The sequence below is a fragment of the Acinetobacter pullicarnis genome, from assembly GCF_006352475.1.
GTDB lineage: Bacteria > Pseudomonadota > Gammaproteobacteria > Pseudomonadales > Moraxellaceae > Acinetobacter > Acinetobacter pullicarnis.
Genome location: NZ_VCMZ01000001.1, coordinates 243,822 through 262,618, shown reverse-complemented (window position 1 = coordinate 262,618; position 18,797 = coordinate 243,822). Strand labels below are relative to the sequence as shown.

The window sequence follows — 18,797 nt, the reverse complement described above, 5'->3', positions numbered from 1 at the left end:
TCCAGCATTAAGCTCTTTTGGGATCGTATTTTGGGAATCGCATTTTTAGAATGGTATAAAAATTGGGGCGACCCACCGTTCAAAAATAAATGGGCATCTCTGAACAATGGGCCACCCCGGGAGTAATCGATTCCCCATCATAAATCAATAGGGAATCGACCTTAAAGAAAAACCACCGTCATCCATAAAAATGATTTTTCTCCTTTACAGCACGCTTAAACTTTATCTAGATCGATGCCTTTATTGTTTTTCCACGTCAGTACCACGCTAATGGCGACGATACAGACCACTACGGCATAAACATTAAAGAACGATTCTAATTGGTTGGCATACAACCAGGTATTTACGTATGAAGCCGTTCCGCCAAACACAGCAATCGACAGCGACATAAAGATACCGAATAACTTGGTACGATAACGGGTTGGGATTTGCTCAGACATCGCAGCAGGTTTACTGGCAGTCAAGAATCCAACAAAGACCAAGCCGGTTGCTTGTGCCACAAATAAGGTCCATGGCTCGCTCGATAGCAGTCCCCATAATGGGAATAGCAATAACATCGAACCAAAGAAGGAAATTAAGGTACACGCCTTACGGCCAATAATATCGGACAACCAACCTTGGAAGGGTAGGCAAATCAGGTACACCACTTGCGCCAAACAGCTCATGACAAAGGCATCATGCGGATCCATTTTTAAATGGTTAATCGCGTAGATTGCACATACAGTGACCCAAATATAATAGGTTAAAGTCGAGCCAGCTTCGTAGAAGAATAATTTTAAACCCGTGGTTAAAAATTTAGACAACGGCCATTTTGGGCTATCATCTTGCTTCATTTCTTCAATGGCTTCGCTTTCCATCATATTGCGACGTAAATACAATGCAAAGATTGCCAACGCCCCACCCAATAAGAACGGAATACGCCAGCCCCACTCATACATTTCTTCTTTAGGAATCACAGAAGTCAGTACCGCAAGGAATAATGTTGCAGTGAGGGAACCTAAACCAACCGCAAAGAATACGGTACTTGACCATAACCCACGGCGTTTTGGTGGTGCAATCTCAGAAACATAGGCATACGAGGTCGTGGTTTCACCGCCATGGGCAAAGCCTTGAACCAAACGCGCCAGCACCAAAATTAAAGACGCCCAATAACCAATACTTTCAAAGCTTGGAATCAATGCGATTACAATACTGGCACCTGCCATGAGCAGCATGGTGATCATCAGTACATTACGGCGACCAATTTTATCGGCCAAGGGTCCAAAGAAAAAACCACCGAATGGACGTGATACAAAGCCCACCGCAAATACAGCCAAGGTACTTAACAGTGCAGAGGTTGGATCTGATTTATCAAACAGTGCTGATGCAATATACATCGATGCAACAGCATAAATCGTCCAGTCATACCATTCCAATAAATTACCAACGCCACTGGCGATGAGGGATTTTCTGCGCTCGGCATCCATCGCAGGACTTTGGCCTGATGATGCACTGATATTGTCTACAGATTGATTCATATATATCCTTATGCGGTTAATCTTGTTTCGCTATCCGAGCGATGCTGAATATACAAACTTGCATCCATGCGCATCGCCCTCAATCACGTCTTGATGCGAAGTACCAAATCCAAATTTGGTACAAATCTAAAACTATTGATGCAATGCACGCTCATAGGCAGCAAGCACAGCTTCATGCATGGCTTCTGACATCGTTGGATGCGGTAAAATGGTCTGCATCAATTCTTGTTCAGTGGTTTCCAGCTCTTGCGCGATTGCGAAACCATTGATCATTTCAGTGACTTCATCACCGACCAGATGTGCACCCAGCAATTCACCACTGGCATCGTCAAAAATAACTTTGACAAAGCCTTCACTGCTGTTCATGGCCAAGGCTTTACCGTTGGCAACAAATGGGAATTTCCCAACACGAATTTTTTTACCTAACGCTTTGGCTTTGGCTTCGCTATACCCAACACTGGCCACTTGTGGATGGCTATAGGTACAAGCTGGCACTTTATTGGCTTGTAACGGATGCACCGTTAAGCCCATAATTTTTTCGACACAAAGCACCCCTTCATGACTGGCTTTGTGTGCCAACCACGGCGGACCTGCGACATCTCCAATGGCATAGACATTGGCTTCTGCTGTACGACAAAATTCGTCGGTCACAATATGGCCACGGTCCAATGCAATTTTGGTTTTTTCTAAACCTAAGTTTTCAGTATTGGCCGAAATACCCACCGCCAACAACACCACATCTGCGCTTAACGACTTGGCTTGTGCACCTTCAATACGCAGTTGCACTTCGCCATTTTTAACTTGATGTTCTGCAACTTTACAGCCGGTATAAATGTGGATGCCGTCTTGTTTTAAAGACTTGGCCACCGTATTTGAAATCTCGATATCTTCTTGTGGCAAGATGCGATCGGATAACTCAACCACCGAAACTTGTGCGCCCATCGATTGATAGAAACACGCGAATTCAATGCCGATTGCGCCTGCCCCAATCACCACCATGCGCTTTGGAATGCTTTTCGGCACCAAAGCTTCGCGATAGCTCCAAAAATGCTGGCCATCGACCTGCATATTTGGAATAGCACGCGCACGTGCACCTGTTGCCAAAATAATATGCTTGGCTGTCAGCTTGTGTTCACCCTGTGCCGTTTGAACACTGAGCTGTGATTGACCGAGCAACTGCGCCACACCTTGAAAAACAGTGACTTTGTTTTTCTTGAGTAGACCTGCAACACCACGTTGTAACTTGGCAGAGACATCACGAGAACGCTGCACCACTTTGTCAATGTTGACCTGTGGTGCTGCAACGCGAATACCGAAATCGTCGGCATTTTTAACCAGACGTAATACATCAGCACTGCGCAATAATGCTTTGGTGGGGAGACAACCCCAATTCAAGCAGATGCCACCGAGTTCAGCTTTTTCGACCACGGCCGTTTTCATGCCCAATTGGCTGGCGCGGATGGCAGCCACATAGCCGCCCGGTCCACCACCAATGACGACCAGATCAAATGTTTGATTTGTCATGACATTTCCCCAATTAGATCAATAGCTTCAATGGATCTTCGAGCAATTGCTGCAATGCTGCCAACCATGCTGCCGCAACTGCACCATCCACCACACGGTGATCTGCAGAGAGGCTGCAACGCAACACAGCGCCCACTTCAAGTGCATCATTCACGACGATTGGTTTTTTCTTAATCGCGCCAACCGCCAAAATACCGGCTTGTGGTGGATTGATAATCGCATTGAAGTCAGACACACCGAACATGCCCAAATTACTGATACTGAAGCTACCGCCTTGGTATTGATCTGGCGTCAGTTTTCCAGCACGTGCCAATTCAGCCAACTCTGCCACTTCACGATGAATCGCGGACAACGATTTGGTTTCTGCACGTTTCACCACAGGGGTGAGTAAGCCTTTTTCAGTCGCAACTGCAACGCTAATATCGACATGACGATATTGGCGAATAGCGGTTTCAGCCCAACATGCATTCATCGCTGGCACTTGCACAGAAGCAAGCGCAACCGCTTTGATGATCATGTCATTGACTGAAATCTTTTCAGCAGCAACCGCATTAATTTGCTGACGCAATGCCAATAAAGCATCGACATGACATTCCACATTTAAATAGAAATGCGGCACAGTCGATTTACTTTCAGTCAAACGACGCGCAATAGTTTTACGCATATTGCTGAGCGGAATATCTTCATAATCCGTGGCCACGTCCACAGCAACAGGGGCAGTGGCTGCAACGCTTGCTGTTTCAATTGGCGCAGCTACGGTGCTTGCCACTTGGCTTAAAGCCTGTTCAATATCGCGTTTTACGATACGACCATGTGGACCACTGCCGCTTAATTCAGCCAAATTCAATTGATTTTGTTTGGCCAAACGTTTTGCCAACGGTGAAGCAAAAATACGTTGCATTTGCTCAGTCGTTGCGGTGGTTGCTGTTGGTGCTGCGGCTTGCACAGGTGCTGCTTCAGCAACTGCGGTTGCAGCAGCAGGCAAGTCAATTTGACCATCGCCATTGAGCTGCACAATCGGCGCACCCACTTCAACTTCTTCACCTTCTTGGGCAATCAGTTTGCTGACCAACCCCTCTTCTTCTGCCACCATTTCAACCACAGCTTTGTCGGTTTCAACTTCGGCAATGCATTGACCCACAACGATAGAATCGCCTTCTTGAATCAACCATTTATTAATTGTTGCATGTGTCGTATTTGCCAAAACTTCTGGCATGTGGAGTATCTTAGACATGGCGCGACCTATAACTAAAAAATAAGAAAACGTTGGACCAAGGCGAGCTTAAATGGCTTCGCCTTTGTCACGCATAACACGGTGTAGACCGTCCACAACTTCTTCAGTACGTGCAGCAGCAGCACGTTCAAGTACTTTAGAAATACTTGGCGCACCTTCTGTGCCATGCACACGTTGAATCGGTTGATCGAGCCAGTCAAAGCAGCGACGTTGTAATTCGTCTGCTAACCAACCGCCATACGAGGTTCCTTGATTTCCTTGTTCAACAATCAATACATTGTTGGTCTTACGAATACTGGCTTCGATGGTTTCCCAGTCCAAGCTTGCACGGTCTAAGAAACGTAGATCAATCACTTCAGCATCGATACCGGTTTGTGCAACGGCTTCTAGGCTGTGATCAACCATCGACAAATAAGTCAAAATGGTGAGTGCTTGGCCTTCACGACGTACCGCCGCTTGACCAAATGGAATTTGATAATCGAGTTGACCTTCAGGCACTTGACCGCTTTTGCCATATAAGTCGACATGTTCGATCATCAATACTGGGTCTTTACAGGCCAAAGCAAAGTTCATCAAACCGATATAATCAAATGGGGTGGATGCCGCAACAATACGCCAGCCCGGATTGGTCACGAAAATACCTGCAGGGTCCATCGAGTGTTGTGAACCATAGCCGGTACCCATCGCAATTTTAGTCCGCAGCACCAATGGCACATCACTTTGACCACCAAACATGTGGCGCGCTTTACCAATTTGGTTAAACACTTGGTCTGCTGCAACCCACATAAAGTCAGGGTACATAAACTCAACCACAGGTTTAAAACGACCATCTACTGCAATTCCGCCACCGAGACCCATGAAGGCATTTTCACTGATGGGTGTACCTAACGTACGTTCAGGGAAGCGTTCTTTGAGCCCTTTGGTTGCACCGTTGGTGCCGCCTTTTAGACGGTGAATATCTTCACCCATGACCACGATAGAATCATCTGTTTCCATACGGCGGTTCATGACATTGGCAACCGCATCGATAAACTTACTTTTAACCAAAGTTTGCGTACAGCCAATTTCTTCTAAGGTGTCGCAACCCTTCAATTCAGCTAGATCACCACGAATACCTACATCGACAAAATCTTCTGAAGGCCACAGTTCAGGGCGAATACGACGTTTGCCTTTGTCTGCAGGCTCAGTCAATTCAGCCACGGCTTGTGCCATCACATTTTGGCATTGTGCGCGTAATTGTTTGATTTGATCTTCATTCAACAAACCACGTGCTTGCATTTGGTTTTCGAGCATGCTGATCGGATCGCGTCCTTTCCACTGTTGCTCTTCTTCTTTACTGCGGTAACCAAAAGCACTGCCCGGATACGGACCATTTTGGTGGAAGAAACGATAAACATCCGCTTCAACAATGGTTGGGCCTTTGCCATCACGCATATGTTGTAACGCTTGTTGCATGGTTAAATGCACCGCCAATGGGTCCATCCCATCTACTTTCCAGCTCGGAATATTAAACGCAGAACCACGTGAAGACAGACGCGTTTCAGCAGTCGCTTCTTCAACTGAGGTTGATACTGCATAACGGTTGTTTTCAATGAAGAAACAAATCGGTAATTTCCATGCAGCGGCAAGGTTCATGGTTTCAAGCACTGAACCAATGTTGACTGCGCCATCACCAAAATAGGTAATTGCAATCGCATCGGTTTTTGCATGACGATGTGCCCAAGCAGCACCAGCCGCCATCGGTGCACCACCACCCACAATCGCATTGGTCCCCAATGCGCCAGCTTCGATCCATTGCAAATGCATTGAACCGCCACGACCTTTACAGAAACCTTGTGCCAAACCTAAAATTTCAGCCAAAGTCCGTTGCAATACTTCTTGGATGTCCGCACCAAAGTCTTGATCTAACTTGATGCCATTAGGACGTAAATAGGTTAATGCTTTGGCTAAAAACTGGTGGTGACCACGGTGTGAACCATTCACTTGGTCTGCGGCCGTCAGTGAAATAATCGAACCTACTGCACCACCTTCTTGACCGATACTTGAGTGTGCTGGGCCGTGAACCAAGCCTTCGCCTGCTAGTTCCAGTACGGATTCTTCAAATGCACGAATAATATGTAGTTGGGTGAGCATGCTTTCGAGCAAACCAGCATCCGCTTGATTCCAATCTTCTTGCGTGCTTTGTAATTCAATCCAAGGGCTTTCTGGATGAAGGTTAATCTGATTTGACATTCGGTCTATCCTTTGCAATGTAGCTTGATGATGTGGTGGTCCGAGGGGTTTACTGGAACCCGTTCGCTTCCCAACCACCATCAATTAAATAAGTTTGTCCAGTCATAAATTTGGCCGCATCTGAGGCAAGGAACAGCGCCAATTCAGCAATTTCTTCAGGCTCAGCCAGACGGCCTAATGGGGTGCGGCGTTCAAGGTCAGCCACATCCAAAGTGTTCTCTTGTTGCAGTTTTTCAACCAATGCGGTGCGGGTATAACCCGGTCCAATCGCCAATACACGAATGCCCAATTTGCCCCACTCTGCGGCAAGACATTTGGTCATGGAAACCACGCCTGCTTTGGTGGTGCAGTACGCCGTACGTTCAGCCGAAGTACTTAAACCCCAAATTGAAGCGGTATTGATAATCACACCACGGCCTTGTTGCTGCATCTGTTTTGCCGCTTCCTGAGAGCAGAGGAACAAGCTGCTCAAGTTAATGTCGACACAACGACGCCATTCGTTCATTGAAATTTCTAAAGACGGTTTATTTAAAGAAACACCCGCGTTATTGAACAACACATCGACCAAGCCAAAACTGTTTTGGCAGACTTCAAACGCGCTACGCACCGCGTCATCGTCAGTCACGGAGGCTGCATAACCTTGTACGGTATAGTCTTTGAGTTGGGCTGTTGCTTCAGTCAGTGCCGCTTGATTGAGATCAATCATAAAGACCTTGGCACCTTGCTCAGCAAAGGCTTTAGACAAACAAAAACCAATCCCTGCCGCAGCACCAGTCACCACAACCGTTTTTCCTGCAATGCCTTGATACTGTGTCTGTTGTTTATTTTGCATAACATATTCCTTTAAGTTTCAAGGCTGCGCGCCTGATCAATGCTTGAACGACTCATCCTTGAACAATGAATGTTCGGACGATTCATGCTTCAACGATTAAAGTGCTGCGTGGACATTACCAATGCAGATGTATTTAATTTCGGTGTATTCGTCTAGGCCATATTTAGAACCTTCACGACCTAAACCAGAGGCTTTCACACCACCAAATGGGGCTTCTGAAGTTGAAATCAGACCGGTGTTAATGCCAACCATGCCGTATTCAAGCGCTTCAGAGACCGCAATACTGCGATTTAAATTTTCAGTGAAAATATAAGAAGCCAAACCGAATTCGGTATCGTTGGCACGCTGTACCACTTCTGCATCTTCAGTGAATTTAAAAATCGGTGCCAATGGCGCAAAAGTTTCATCACGGAAACACAGCATGTCATCGCTGGCATTTTCAATCACAGTCGGTTCAAAGAAGTTCGGGCCGAGCTCAGCAACACGACCGCCAACCACAACTTTGCCGCCAAGCGCCACGGCATCTGCAATATGCGTTTGAATTTTCTCAACGGCTTTTTGATTGATCAGTGGACCAATGTCCACACCTTCAGTTAGACCATTACCAAGTTTCAGTGCTGCAACTTTTTCAGCCAATTTGGCAACGAAAACATCATAAATTTTTTCTTGAACAAAAATACGGTTACTACAAACACAAGTTTGACCTGCATTACGGAATTTACTGTCCATTACGCCCTGAACTGCCAAATCTAGATCGGCATCATTGAACACGATAAGCGGTGCATTACCGCCCAATTCCAATGACATTTTTTTCAATGTTGGCGCACTTTGTGCCATCAGCATGGCGCCGACTGGCGTAGAGCCTGTGAAACTGAGTTTTTTCACGATTGGACTATCGGTCATTACAGGTACGATTTCTGCCGACTTACCAGTGACGATATTCAATACACCTTTTGGTACGCCTGCCAATTCAGCCAAATACACCAATGCCAACGCAGTAAATGGGGTTTCTTGCGCAGGTTTAATGATCATGGTGCAGCCTGCAACCAAAGCAGGTGCGACTTTACGGGTGATCATTGCTGCAGGGAAATTCCAAGGCGTAATCGCCACGCAAACGCCCACTGGCTCACGCTTGGTCATAATGCGCTTGTCGGTGGTCGGTGCAGGAATGGTGTCGCCATTCATTCTGCGACCTTCTTCGGCAAACCATTCGATAAAGCTGGCCGCATAAGCCACTTCGCCTTTGGCTTCTTTTAAAGGCTTACCTTGTTCAACGGTCATGATCGCTGCAATGTCATCTTGATGTTGCATGATCAAATCAAACCATTTTTTCAAAATGTCTGAACGTTGCTTCACTGACAGGGCTTTCCATGAAATAAAAGCGGTCGCTGCAGTTTCAATCGCTTCCGTAATTTGAGCAGGCTCAAGCGCAGGAATCGTCGCAATCACAGACTGATCAACTGGATTGAGCACTTCAATTTCTTTGCCTGAAGTTGAAGCCACCCAAGCGCCATTGATTGAAGATAAGTTCTTAAAAATTTCGAATTTAGTGATGTCCATAAGGCGCCGCGTCCAAGTTGAGAAGCTTTACAAGATAATATCGAGCTATCATAATACAGTATTATCGTAATACGATTGCAATATGTTTTTCAAATGAATTACGCAGTAATGCTTAAAATAGTGGATTAGAAGCGCCAACACACAGCCAAAATTTAATGCTAATTATTGGAAAAATAAGGAATTATTCAATGCTGATCGAAATGTTAAAATTTATGTTACTGGGCGCGATTGCCACCCTTTTTTTAGATGTTTTAGGCGTTGGACTGGCCAAAATATTTAAAACCAAGACCCGAAATTGGGGAACGGTCGGTCAATGGCTCAAAGGTTTATGCCAATTTAAATGGGTGTATGTTGCCAAAGACTTTCCGCAAGCCCCCAATTTTCATGAGCAAGTCTTAGGTTGGGGCTTTCATTACGCAGTCGGTATGGGCTATGGCCTCATCTTGTTTATGCTTGCTGGTACAGGCTACTTAAATCAGCCAACACTCCTTCCCGCCCTTTGGGTTGGCCTCGTGCTACCGACGCTCGCCAGTTGGCTGATCTTCATGCCGTGTATGGGTGCTGGTCTATTTGGCCATAAAGCCAAGAACATCAAAATCACGGTATTTTTTGTGTTGAGCATGCATGTTATTTTTATGTTGGGCTTATATTTACCGGTGTGTTTAAGTATCTATTTCAGCAAGTAATTTTCATCAATCTACAGCTACAGTTCATCCTGCATTTTGGAATAAATCGACTTTAAATTTTCAAAATATAAAATTGATTTTTAAAATCTTCAGTGTTATCACTGTAATACCGTAATACTATAAATGGATTTATTGAGATGTCTTTTCATCATCGAAATGTGCTCATCACTGGCGCAGCTTCAGGCATTGGCGCAGCAATCGCAGAACATTTTTGTGGCTTAGGTGCCACCGTGGCCTTGATGGACTATAACGCGGAGCAGCTCGATACTTTCTGTCAAACGCTTGCCGAAAAGGACTATAAATTTCATCGTTTTGTTGCCGATGTATCCAACTATGAACAGTGTGTGCAGGCAGTCGAATATTTCAATACCGCAATGGGCCCGATGGATACCCTAATTAATAACGCTGGGGTTTCACCCAAGCACAACGGTAAAGCACATAAGATTTGGGAAATGTCACATCTCGAATGGAACAATGTGGTCGGGATTAACCTGAATGGCAGTTTTAATATGATTCGCCTTTTGGTGCCCGACATGATCAAACACAAGTTCGGTAAAATTATTAATACCTCATCGGTGGCCGCCAATATCTATTTACCTGTGGTCGCCTGTCATTATAGTTCGACCAAAGCCGCGATTATTGGCTTAACCCGACAACTGGCGGGTGAATTAGGCCCATACGGTATTCATGTCAATGCTGTCGCACCGGGTCGCATTAATACCCCGATGGTGCAAATGGTCGGTGATGCAGTCAACAGTCAGTTTATTGCAGAAACCCCGCTACAACGTTTGGGACAACCACAAGAAGTCGCCAAAGCCATTGAATATTTAGCCTCAACTCAAAGTGATTTTGTCACGGGTCAAATCTTAGATGTTGCTGGCGGTTGGTTAATGCATTAAATGAACTGCTGATCTCCTCAATCTCCCCTAACCCTAATGCCAGTCAGTGAAGACAAATACAGCTATTTTTGATTGATTAATTATGTCTGAAAGCCCCTTCTCCCCTTGGGATGAGGAATATATTCCGCAAGTGGGAAGAGGGTGCTTTTGAATCATTAAAAAAGCTTAACTGACTGGCATTACCCCTAACCCCTCTTTTTCAAAGAGGGGAATGTAGTGGTCAACAAATACTGGACACAGTTTTAAGTTTATTTTCTGCTGTTTACGATCCAAAGTAATCCATCCCAACCTTCCTTTTTCTAAGGAAGGAGCGTTGTGTAGCAAACTCAGTATGATATTTAATGGAAGTTCCCCTCTTTGGAAAAGAGGGGGGAACTGCTTTGAATTCAAAGCCTAGCAAGCCGCTAAAAATACCATCCACTCTAGTTTTTTAATCGGAATGAGGCATAATTTAGGATTCGTCTCCATTTTGATTAGGTCTGCGCTGTGAATCTCAAGAATTTGGAAGTCTTTTACTGGGTGCTGACCTTAAATAGTTTTAATAAAGCAGCGGTAAAACTGAAGATCACGCAACCCGCGATTTCTCAAAAAATTACCGCACTTGAAAAAAGTCTTGGCTTTAAAATACTTGACCGTCACTCACGCCAAATCAAAGCCACCGACAAAGGGGCAACCTTATTTAAATATGCTGAAAAATTTATGCGACTTGAAACCGACATGGTGGCAGAGTTAACTGAAAATCAGCATCTTACCGGTATAATTCGATTGGGGGTGTCTGAAACGATTGTCTATACCTGGCTGGTCGAATACATGGAACAAGTGCAACGGACTTTTCCCAAAGTATCCGTTGAAATTGTGGTGGATTTAACCCCAGATTTACAAGAAGGCATCCGTGCTGGCAAGCTCGATATGGCATTTTTACTGGGCCCCACGCTCCCCTTTGAATGTATCGAACGTTCGTTATGCGATTTTGAGTTGAGTTTTTTAGCAGCTCCCTCATTACAAGGCGGCATTGGACAAATGTCACTTAAAGCATTGATGTCACATACGATTTTAACCTATCCCAGAAGTACCTATCCCTATAAAGAACTCAAAGCAAAAATGAAAGAACAGCAGATTGATGAACCACTTTCAATCACCAGTTATTCATTGGCTACGGTGTTACGTTTAGCCGAACAGGGCTTGGGCATTGCGGTGGTACCACAACTCACTGCATTAAAAGAAATTGTCGATGGTCGATTAGAAATTTTAAATACCCCAATTCAACTTAAATCCTTTCATTTCACTGCGATTTATTTGCAAGGCAACAATGGGGCGTTAAAAGAAAAGCTGACTGAACTTGCCATCACGGTTTCTGAAAAATCGATGAAAAATTTAAATGAAACACTTAAAAAAAATACCGCGCTAAAAAGATAAGTAAATCTACTCTGTATCACTAGGATACTTTTTAGCTCAACCAACAAAATGTCTAAATCACCATAAGGCCAACTTATGAGCATAGATAAACTTTGATTATGCATGCATTTCAAATAAATATAACTTAATAAAATTCAATAGCTTAAAAATACCATACTCAAAATAAGGTCTTATTGTGATTCGACCTTGCCTATGCTTTTATTTTAAATACGGAATTCGGTTCAGCAGAACCCATATTTTAAAAAATTAAAGGATTAAAGAATTTCATATTTTAGAATATTGATGTTCTTTATTTAACTTGAAATCGCGTTGATTAAGCTCAACTGGATGAGGAACGCATCAGTATGTCTTTCATGAAAACTTCTTTTTTCAATGACCGTCAGTGGGCAATCGTTGCCTCCATTTTTATGATGGCCACCTCGGCAATGGGTCCTGGGTTTTTAACCCAAACCGCCGTCTTTACCGCAAAATTAGGCGCAGCATTTGGTTTTGCCATTTTAATTTCTATTCTGATTGATTATGTGGTGCAGCAAAATATTTGGCGCGTAGTCACGCTGACCCAAATGCGTGCTTCGGATATTGCCAACAAAGCCTTGCCAGGCAGTGGTTATCTGCTGGCATTTCTGGTCATTTTAGGCGGCTTCTTTTTTAGTATCGGTAACATTGCCGGTGCTGCACTGGGTTTAAATGCACTGTTCGGCCTAGATACCAAGGTTGGTGGCGTATTAAGTGGTGCCCTCGCCATTCTGATTTTTGCATCTCGTAAAGCCTCGCTTGTCATGGACAAGAGTATGATTGTGCTGGGATTGCTAAAAATTATTTTAATTGTGATCGTGGCCTTTATCGTGATGCCACCGGTTGGCGAAGCAGTTCAACAAACCTTTGCCCCAGACCAAATTGATTTTGCCATCATTACCACCATTGTCGGTGGAACTGTTGGGGGTTATATCTGTTATGCCGGTGCACACCGTTTACTCGATAAAGGCGCGGTTGGCCCAGAAAATATTGATGAAGTCGCAAGAGCTGCAACCAAAGGGATTATCGTGGTTGGGATTGTGCGCTATATCTTGTTCTTGGCATTTTTGGGCGTGATTGTAAGCGGTGCATCGATTGATTTGGCCAGCCACAATGCCAATCCAGCAGCACAAGCCTTCCAATATGCAGCAGGTACTTTCGGCTTTAAACTGTTTGGTTTAGTGTTCTGGGCCGCGGGGATCAGCAGTACCATTGGTGCCGCCTATACTTCAGTTTCGTTCTTTACCGCATTTAAGAAAAATTTAACCCCGAAACAAAGCAACTATTCCACCATTACATTCATCTCGTTAGCGCTCTTACTTTATGTGCTACTGGGTGCAACGCCTGCTGGATTATTAATTTTTGTGGGTGGTTTTAATGGCTTAGTTTTGCCAATTGGCCTCACCATTTTTGTGTATGTTGCCGCTTGTCGTCAGGACATGTTGGGCAATTATCATTATCCAAAATGGTTACTAATTTTAGGTGTACTCACCTGCTTACTGACGTGGTGGATGGGCTATATGTCATTTACCACCGTGTTTAACTACTTAACCAAACTCTAAGCGATCAGGATTTCAGACTATGTTTGTCGATTTAAATAGTGATTTAGGTGAAAGTTTCGGTTCATGGAAAATGGGCAATGATGCACAAATTCTCCCTGTGGTGAGCAGTGCCAATATTGCCTGTGGCTTTCATGCCGGTGACCCACTCGGTATTTTAAACACCCTTAAACACGCTGTGCAATTGGGGGTTAACATTGGTGCGCATGTCGCCTATCCAGACTTGGTTGGCTTTGGTCGTCGCAATATGGATTTGTCTCGCGATGAGCTGATTGCCGATGTGCTCTATCAAATTTCAGCGCTCGATGGACTCGCCAAAGTCGCGGGTTCTAAAGTGAACTATGTCAAACCTCATGGTGCTTTATACAACACCATTGCCAGCAATGCAGCACAAGCCGCAGCCGTAATTGATGCCATCAAAATGTATAACCCAGCCTTGGTTCTGGTGGCGCTTGCAGGCTCACCTTTGGTGGCACAAGCCAAGGCCGCTGGCTTAACTGTGGTCTCTGAAGCCTTTGCAGATCGGGCCTATAACAGTGATGGCTCTTTGGTTTCACGTCGCCTAGCCGGTGCTGTATTACATGACACCGATTTCGTGGCAAAACGTGTGGTCGCCATGCTGAAAAATGGAGGGGTGGATTCGATTGATGGGGTATTTACCCCAATTCAAGCCGATTCAATTTGTCTACACGGCGATACCGATGGCGCACTGGAAATGTCTGCTGCCATCAAAGCTGAATTGTTAAAAAACAACATTCAAGTTCGCCCATTCTGTGCATAAGCAATCAGGAAAATCATCATGGCAAAACACCTTAAAGCCAATCCAGTTCAGCGCGAAGCAGCGCTTGCGGCACGCCATCAAATCCGTGCGGGGTTTGATCAACCCACCGCAGGCATGGCGCCCGGAATGACCCAAGTCAATATGATCTCGGTGCCCAAAGACTGGGCCTATGACTTTCTGCTGTACGCACAGCGTAATCCGCAAAGCTGCCCAGTATTAGATGTCTTAGAAGAAGGCGTATATGCCACGCAACTGGCACAAGATTCTGATATTCGCACCGATTTTCCACGCTATCGCATTTGGAAAGATGGCGAAATGGTCGATGAAGTTACCGATGCATCTGATCTTTATCACGCACATCCTGACCTTGTGACTTTTCTGATCGGCTGTAGTTTCTCCTTTGAAACCGCATTGCAGGATGCCGGCATTGAGGTGCGGCATATTCAGGACAAGACCAATGTGCCGATGTACTTAAGCAATATCGCTTGCCGTCCTGCTGGACGCATTTCCGGCAACATGGTGGTTTCGATGCGTCCAATCGCCTCAAATCAAATTGCCGAAGCGGTCAAAATTACCGCGCGTATGCCAAGCGTGCATGGTGCTCCTGTACATATTGGCCATCCGGAAAGCTTGGGGATTCAAGCTATTCAGCAACCCGATTTTGGTGAGGCCTCACGGATTGAAGCCGGTGAAATCCCCGTATTTTGGGCCTGTGGCGTGACACCACAAGCAGCCGTGATGAACTCTAAAATTCCATTTGCGATTAGCCATGCACCTGGTCATATGTTGATTACCGACATCCCAGATCAGGCGTGGATCAGTTAATCATTAAGGATCAGCTTATGCGATTTTTATCCGTCAATGCCGATTGCTTTTTGATTGAACTTTCAAGTTTAGCAGAGACTATGGCGCTGTATCGTCAATTGCAAACGGTACAACTCAAGGGCATAAAAGACTGTATTCCAGCGGCCAAAACCATCTTGGTGTTTTTTAATGAGTTGGAAAGTAATTTCCAAGTCTTGGCATCAGCCATCAATGCCCTACAGATTGAGTCAGCCCAGATACACAAGCAGCAAGAAGTCATTATCCCAATTCGTTATGACGGTGAAGACTTGGCCCAAGTTGCGACCTTACAAGGCTTATCGGTTGCCGATGTCATTTTAAAACATCAGCGTAGTCTGTGGCAGGTGGCATTCATTGGTTTTGCGCCAGGTTTTGCTTATCTGAGTAGTCCAGATCGTCCCTTTAGCGATATTCCGCGCTTGGCCGTGCCACGTAAAAAAATCCCTGCCAGTTCACTTGGACTGGCGGGACAATATTCGGGTATTTATCCCAAAGATTCTCCGGGGGGCTGGCAATTAATCGGCACAGCCACCGAAAAAATGTGGGATTTGCAGCGTAAAAATCCTGCATTGTTGTTGCCGGGAATGCAGGTTCATTTTGAAGATAAAACCCATGCCCCCGTGTCGGTTTCTGTGCCTGTGCAGATTCATCCAACAGAAGCCATGACCAGCGCAGCTGTGTTTAAAATTACCGCAGCCAGTCTACAGATGCTGATGCAGGATGAAGGTCGTTTTAATCAAAGCAAGATTGGTGTCGGTTCGGCTGGTGCCCTCGATCTTGCATCCATGCATCTGGCCAATCGCATTGTTGGCAATCCAATCAACACCGCTGTGATTGAACTATTAAACGGTGGCTTAAAAGCCAAAGTACAGGCGGCAGTCATTTTGGCTGTGACCGGTGCAATTTCCAATATTCGGGTGAAATTTGTCGATGGGCAAACTGCCGATTTTGCCAGTTGCCAGCCGATAGCCTTAGATGTTGGCGATGAATTTCATATACAAACCCCAACCGCTGGGCTGCGCAACTATTTGTCGATTCGGGGTGGTTTTGCGCTTAAGCCCGTTTTAAATAGCTATTCATTTGATAGCTTGGCCGTGCTTGGACCAGCACCATTAAAAGTCGGTGATGTGCTGTATCAGGGCAATGCCACCACCAGCAACATCAGCCATGAAACTGCCCCAACCTACCTCCCAATCGCGGGTGAAACGGTTGAATTGGACATAGTCATGGGCCCACGCACCGACTGGTTTGAGCCTGACAGTGTAGATCGATTGTGCCAACAACTGTGGTTGGTCACCAATGAAAGTAATCGGGTCGGACTGCGCTTGGCAGGTGCCATTCCTTTGGTACGGTGCATCAGCCATGAGTTGGAAAGTGAGGCCACTGCAATTGGCGCACTGCAAATTCCATCGAGCGGCCAGCCGGTTTTATTTATGAATGATCATCCTTTGACGGGCGGTTATCCGGTCATCGCATCGGTTGCCAAACATCATTGGGATCTATTGGCGCAAATCCCGGTGGGTTGCCAGATTAAATTCAACAAAATTAAAGAATTTGAAAAAATTGAGAATGGATATGAGCACTGAAAAAACAAGCATTGAAAAACCAAACACGGATCAACAATTGCCTGAGAAATTACTGATCGCCAATCGTGGTGAAATCGCAGTTCGCATCATTCAAGCTTGTGCCGACATGGGCATTGCTTCGGTTGCCATCTATGCCGATGATGACATTGAAAGCATGCATGTTGAACTGGCAGATGAAGCTTGGGGACTGGCAGGCGCAACCGCAAAAGACACCTATTTAAATATTGCTGCGATTATCGAAATCGCAAAAAAATCCAAAGCCACCATGATTCACCCAGGTTATGGCTTCTTGTCTGAGCGTGCCGAATTTGCACAAGCAGTGATTGATGCTGGACTCAAATGGATTGGGCCATCACCAAGTGCCATTGAAAACTTAGGCGATAAAATCGCAGCACGTAAAATTGCAGCCTCTGTCGGTGCACCCTTGGTTCAAGGCACCCAAGACCCATTAAAGCATGCAGATGAAGCCTTAGATTTTGCCAAACAATATGGTTTACCCATTGCGATTAAAGCCGCCTTTGGTGGCGGTGGTCGTGGGCTAAAAGTGGTGTGGAAACTTGAAGAAGTCAAAGAGCAATACGACTCTGCGGTACGTGAAGCCTTGGCTGCTTTCGGTCGTGGTGAATGCTTTGTCGAACAATACTTAGATCGACCGCGCCATCTTGAAGCACAAGTGATTGCCGATCAACACGGCAATGTGGTGGTACTCGGTACCCGTGATTGTTCTTTACAACGTCGCAATCAAAAACTGGTTGAAGAAGCCCCTGCCCCATTTATCAGCGAGAGCACCTACCAAGAAATCCTCAGCTCAGCCAAAGCCATCTGTCAGGCTGCTGACTATGTTGGTGCAGGCACAGTGGAGTATTTATTAAGTCGTGATGGCAAACTGTCTTTTTTAGAAGTGAATACCCGTTTGCAAGTCGAACATCCAGTGACCGAAGCCACCACAAACGTTGATTTGGTGGTGGAACAAATCCGTGTCGCACTGGGACATGAACTTTCCATTCAAGCCACGCCCAAAGCACAAGGCCATGCGATTGAATTCCGCATCAATGCTGAAGATCCAAGCCGCGGCTTTATTCCTGCATTTGGTCACATCCATTTATTTGAAGCACCAACCGGCAATGGCGTGCGAATTGAAACAGGCGTGCGTAGCGGTTCATTGGTATCGAGTCATTTTGATTCACTGATGGCCAAACTCATTGTCACTGGGCCGACCCGTGACATTGCCATCGCACGTGCCAAACGTGCTTTAAAGCAATTTAAAATCGAAGGCATTGCCTCGGTACTGGATTTTCATCGTGCCGTATTAAATGAAGCTGATTTCACCGATGAATTTAAAGTCCATACCCGTTGGATTGAAAATGACTTTAAACAAGTTTTAGCCCCAGTCAAACGCAGTATTCCAAATCAGAAACAACCGTTATTGCTCAGCTATATGGAAATCGATGGGAAATTACATCGTCTAGGCCTACCCGCCAACCTCTTTGCGCAAGGTGCAAATCCTGCTGCAACATCAACCGAAATTGCGCCCGCACTTGAGCTACAACCAGAGCATTTACTGGCACCGATTAGCGGCATGATCAGCGCATGGAAAGTTGAACACGGTCAGCAAGTCGAAGAAGGTCAAGTGGTGGCGATTATGGAAGCCATGAAAATGGAAGTGCCAGTATTGGCACATTGTTCAGGTAAGATTGAAATCTTATCAACGCAAACCACGACCTGCCAAGCCGATCATTTGATTGCCAAGATCGTATAACGCTGCATCGCGTATTCGATCCATAGACAAACCAAAATCAAAGCTGAAACCGTTTTGGTTTTGGTTTTGGTTTTGGTCGTGGTTTCCACATGCCCAACCTCGATCGAATTTCGATCATGATTGAAATCAACAGGCTGTTCAAAACCATTTTATAAAAAGAATCGAAGTTCTAGCAAACGATAATACTCACATAAGTTTATAAAATGGATGACGTAATCAAAATCAGGCTTAAAATCTAAACAATGTAGTTTTAAAAATTTAAATTTAAATATTTCTGTATTTCCATTCATCCAACTGCAGCAAAATAATGTATAAAAAAAGACCAAGCCAAGCAAACCACCTTATGATATAAGC

Annotated in this window: 14 protein-coding genes; 8 read left to right on the top strand and 6 right to left on the bottom strand. The window is 45.2% G+C overall.

What is annotated here, in order from left to right; translation table 11 throughout:
• Positions 1-215 precede the first annotated feature (215 nt).
• The 6 genes from FD716_RS01095 to FD716_RS01070 form a co-directional block, all read right to left on the bottom strand.
• The gene (locus tag FD716_RS01095) at positions 216-1,517 is read right to left on the bottom strand and encodes an MFS transporter (protein ID WP_215895441.1); all 1,302 of its coding nucleotides are present in this window, start codon (positions 1,515-1,517) and stop codon (positions 216-218) included.
• A 132-nt stretch (positions 1,518-1,649) separates the two neighbouring features.
• The gene (lpdA, locus tag FD716_RS01090) at positions 1,650-3,041 is read right to left on the bottom strand and encodes a dihydrolipoyl dehydrogenase (protein ID WP_139850574.1); all 1,392 of its coding nucleotides are present in this window, start codon (positions 3,039-3,041) and stop codon (positions 1,650-1,652) included.
• A 13-nt stretch (positions 3,042-3,054) separates the two neighbouring features.
• Positions 3,055-4,275, bottom strand: a complete 1,221-nt coding sequence (locus FD716_RS01085) for a dihydrolipoamide acetyltransferase family protein (RefSeq protein WP_139850573.1) — start codon at positions 4,273-4,275, stop codon at positions 3,055-3,057.
• A gap of 48 nt (positions 4,276-4,323) precedes the next feature.
• Positions 4,324-6,507: an alpha-ketoacid dehydrogenase subunit alpha/beta gene (locus FD716_RS01080; protein WP_139850572.1), complete on the bottom strand. Its 2,184-nt coding sequence runs from the start codon at positions 6,505-6,507 to the stop codon at positions 4,324-4,326.
• 49 nt (positions 6,508-6,556) lie between these two features.
• Positions 6,557-7,339: an SDR family NAD(P)-dependent oxidoreductase gene (locus FD716_RS01075; RefSeq protein ID WP_139850571.1), complete on the bottom strand. Its 783-nt coding sequence runs from the start codon at positions 7,337-7,339 to the stop codon at positions 6,557-6,559.
• Positions 7,340-7,435: 96 nt separating this feature from the next.
• Complete coding sequence (locus FD716_RS01070) at positions 7,436-8,899, bottom strand: NAD-dependent succinate-semialdehyde dehydrogenase (RefSeq protein WP_139850570.1); 1,464 nt, start codon at positions 8,897-8,899, stop codon at positions 7,436-7,438.
• Between the two features lie 188 nt (positions 8,900-9,087).
• Here FD716_RS01070 and FD716_RS01065 point away from each other — a divergent pair, with 188 nt between their 5' ends.
• From FD716_RS01065 to FD716_RS01030, 8 genes are all read left to right on the top strand, one after another.
• Complete coding sequence (locus FD716_RS01065; protein ID WP_171476974.1) at positions 9,088-9,585, top strand: DUF2938 family protein; 498 nt, start codon at positions 9,088-9,090, stop codon at positions 9,583-9,585.
• Between the two features lie 137 nt (positions 9,586-9,722).
• Positions 9,723-10,484, top strand: coding sequence for an SDR family oxidoreductase (locus FD716_RS01060; protein ID WP_139850568.1), 762 nt, complete (start codon positions 9,723-9,725; stop codon positions 10,482-10,484).
• 486 nt (positions 10,485-10,970) lie between these two features.
• A complete protein-coding gene (gene mumR / locus FD716_RS01055) occupies positions 10,971-11,900 on the top strand; it encodes a LysR family transcriptional regulator MumR (protein WP_139850567.1) in 930 nt (309 codons plus the stop codon).
• Between the two features lie 323 nt (positions 11,901-12,223).
• A complete protein-coding gene (locus tag FD716_RS01050; protein WP_171477072.1) occupies positions 12,224-13,477 on the top strand; it encodes an NRAMP family divalent metal transporter in 1,254 nt (417 codons plus the stop codon).
• Positions 13,478-13,496: 19 nt separating this feature from the next.
• Entirely contained in the window at positions 13,497-14,255 is a 759-nt protein-coding gene (locus FD716_RS01045; RefSeq protein WP_139850565.1) for a LamB/YcsF family protein, read from the top strand.
• An 18-nt stretch (positions 14,256-14,273) separates the two neighbouring features.
• Entirely contained in the window at positions 14,274-15,080 is an 807-nt protein-coding gene (locus FD716_RS01040) for a putative hydro-lyase (protein WP_139850564.1), read from the top strand.
• A 17-nt stretch (positions 15,081-15,097) separates the two neighbouring features.
• Positions 15,098-16,684, top strand: a complete 1,587-nt coding sequence (locus tag FD716_RS01035) for a 5-oxoprolinase subunit B/C family protein (RefSeq protein WP_139850563.1) — start codon at positions 15,098-15,100, stop codon at positions 16,682-16,684.
• On the top strand, positions 16,674-18,443 hold the full coding sequence (locus FD716_RS01030) for an acetyl/propionyl/methylcrotonyl-CoA carboxylase subunit alpha (protein WP_139850562.1): 1,770 nt from the start codon (positions 16,674-16,676) through the stop codon (positions 18,441-18,443). The genes FD716_RS01035 and FD716_RS01030 overlap by 11 nt, the downstream gene beginning before the upstream one ends.
• The last annotated feature ends 354 nt before the right edge of the window (positions 18,444-18,797 follow it).

What these genes read in the sequence shown, in the direction of transcription:
- FD716_RS01095 (WP_215895441.1), bottom strand. Translation starts at nt 1,517, where the DNA reads ATGAATCAATCTGTAGACAATATCAGTGCATCATCAGGCCAAAGTCCT.
- lpdA (WP_139850574.1), bottom strand. Translation starts at nt 3,041, where the DNA reads ATGACAAATCAAACATTTGATCTGGTCGTCATTGGTGGTGGACCGGGC.
- FD716_RS01085 (WP_139850573.1), bottom strand. Translation starts at nt 4,275, where the DNA reads ATGTCTAAGATACTCCACATGCCAGAAGTTTTGGCAAATACGACACAT.
- FD716_RS01080 (WP_139850572.1), bottom strand. Translation starts at nt 6,507, where the DNA reads ATGTCAAATCAGATTAACCTTCATCCAGAAAGCCCTTGGATTGAATTA.
- FD716_RS01075 (WP_139850571.1), bottom strand. Translation starts at nt 7,339, where the DNA reads ATGCAAAATAAACAACAGACACAGTATCAAGGCATTGCAGGAAAAACG.
- FD716_RS01070 (WP_139850570.1), bottom strand. Translation starts at nt 8,899, where the DNA reads ATGGACATCACTAAATTCGAAATTTTTAAGAACTTATCTTCAATCAAT.
- FD716_RS01065 (WP_171476974.1), top strand. Translation starts at nt 9,088, where the DNA reads ATGCTGATCGAAATGTTAAAATTTATGTTACTGGGCGCGATTGCCACC.
- FD716_RS01060 (WP_139850568.1), top strand. Translation starts at nt 9,723, where the DNA reads ATGTCTTTTCATCATCGAAATGTGCTCATCACTGGCGCAGCTTCAGGC.
- FD716_RS01045 (WP_139850565.1), top strand. Translation starts at nt 13,497, where the DNA reads ATGTTTGTCGATTTAAATAGTGATTTAGGTGAAAGTTTCGGTTCATGG.
- FD716_RS01040 (WP_139850564.1), top strand. Translation starts at nt 14,274, where the DNA reads ATGGCAAAACACCTTAAAGCCAATCCAGTTCAGCGCGAAGCAGCGCTT.
- FD716_RS01035 (WP_139850563.1), top strand. Translation starts at nt 15,098, where the DNA reads ATGCGATTTTTATCCGTCAATGCCGATTGCTTTTTGATTGAACTTTCA.
- FD716_RS01030 (WP_139850562.1), top strand. Translation starts at nt 16,674, where the DNA reads ATGAGCACTGAAAAAACAAGCATTGAAAAACCAAACACGGATCAACAA.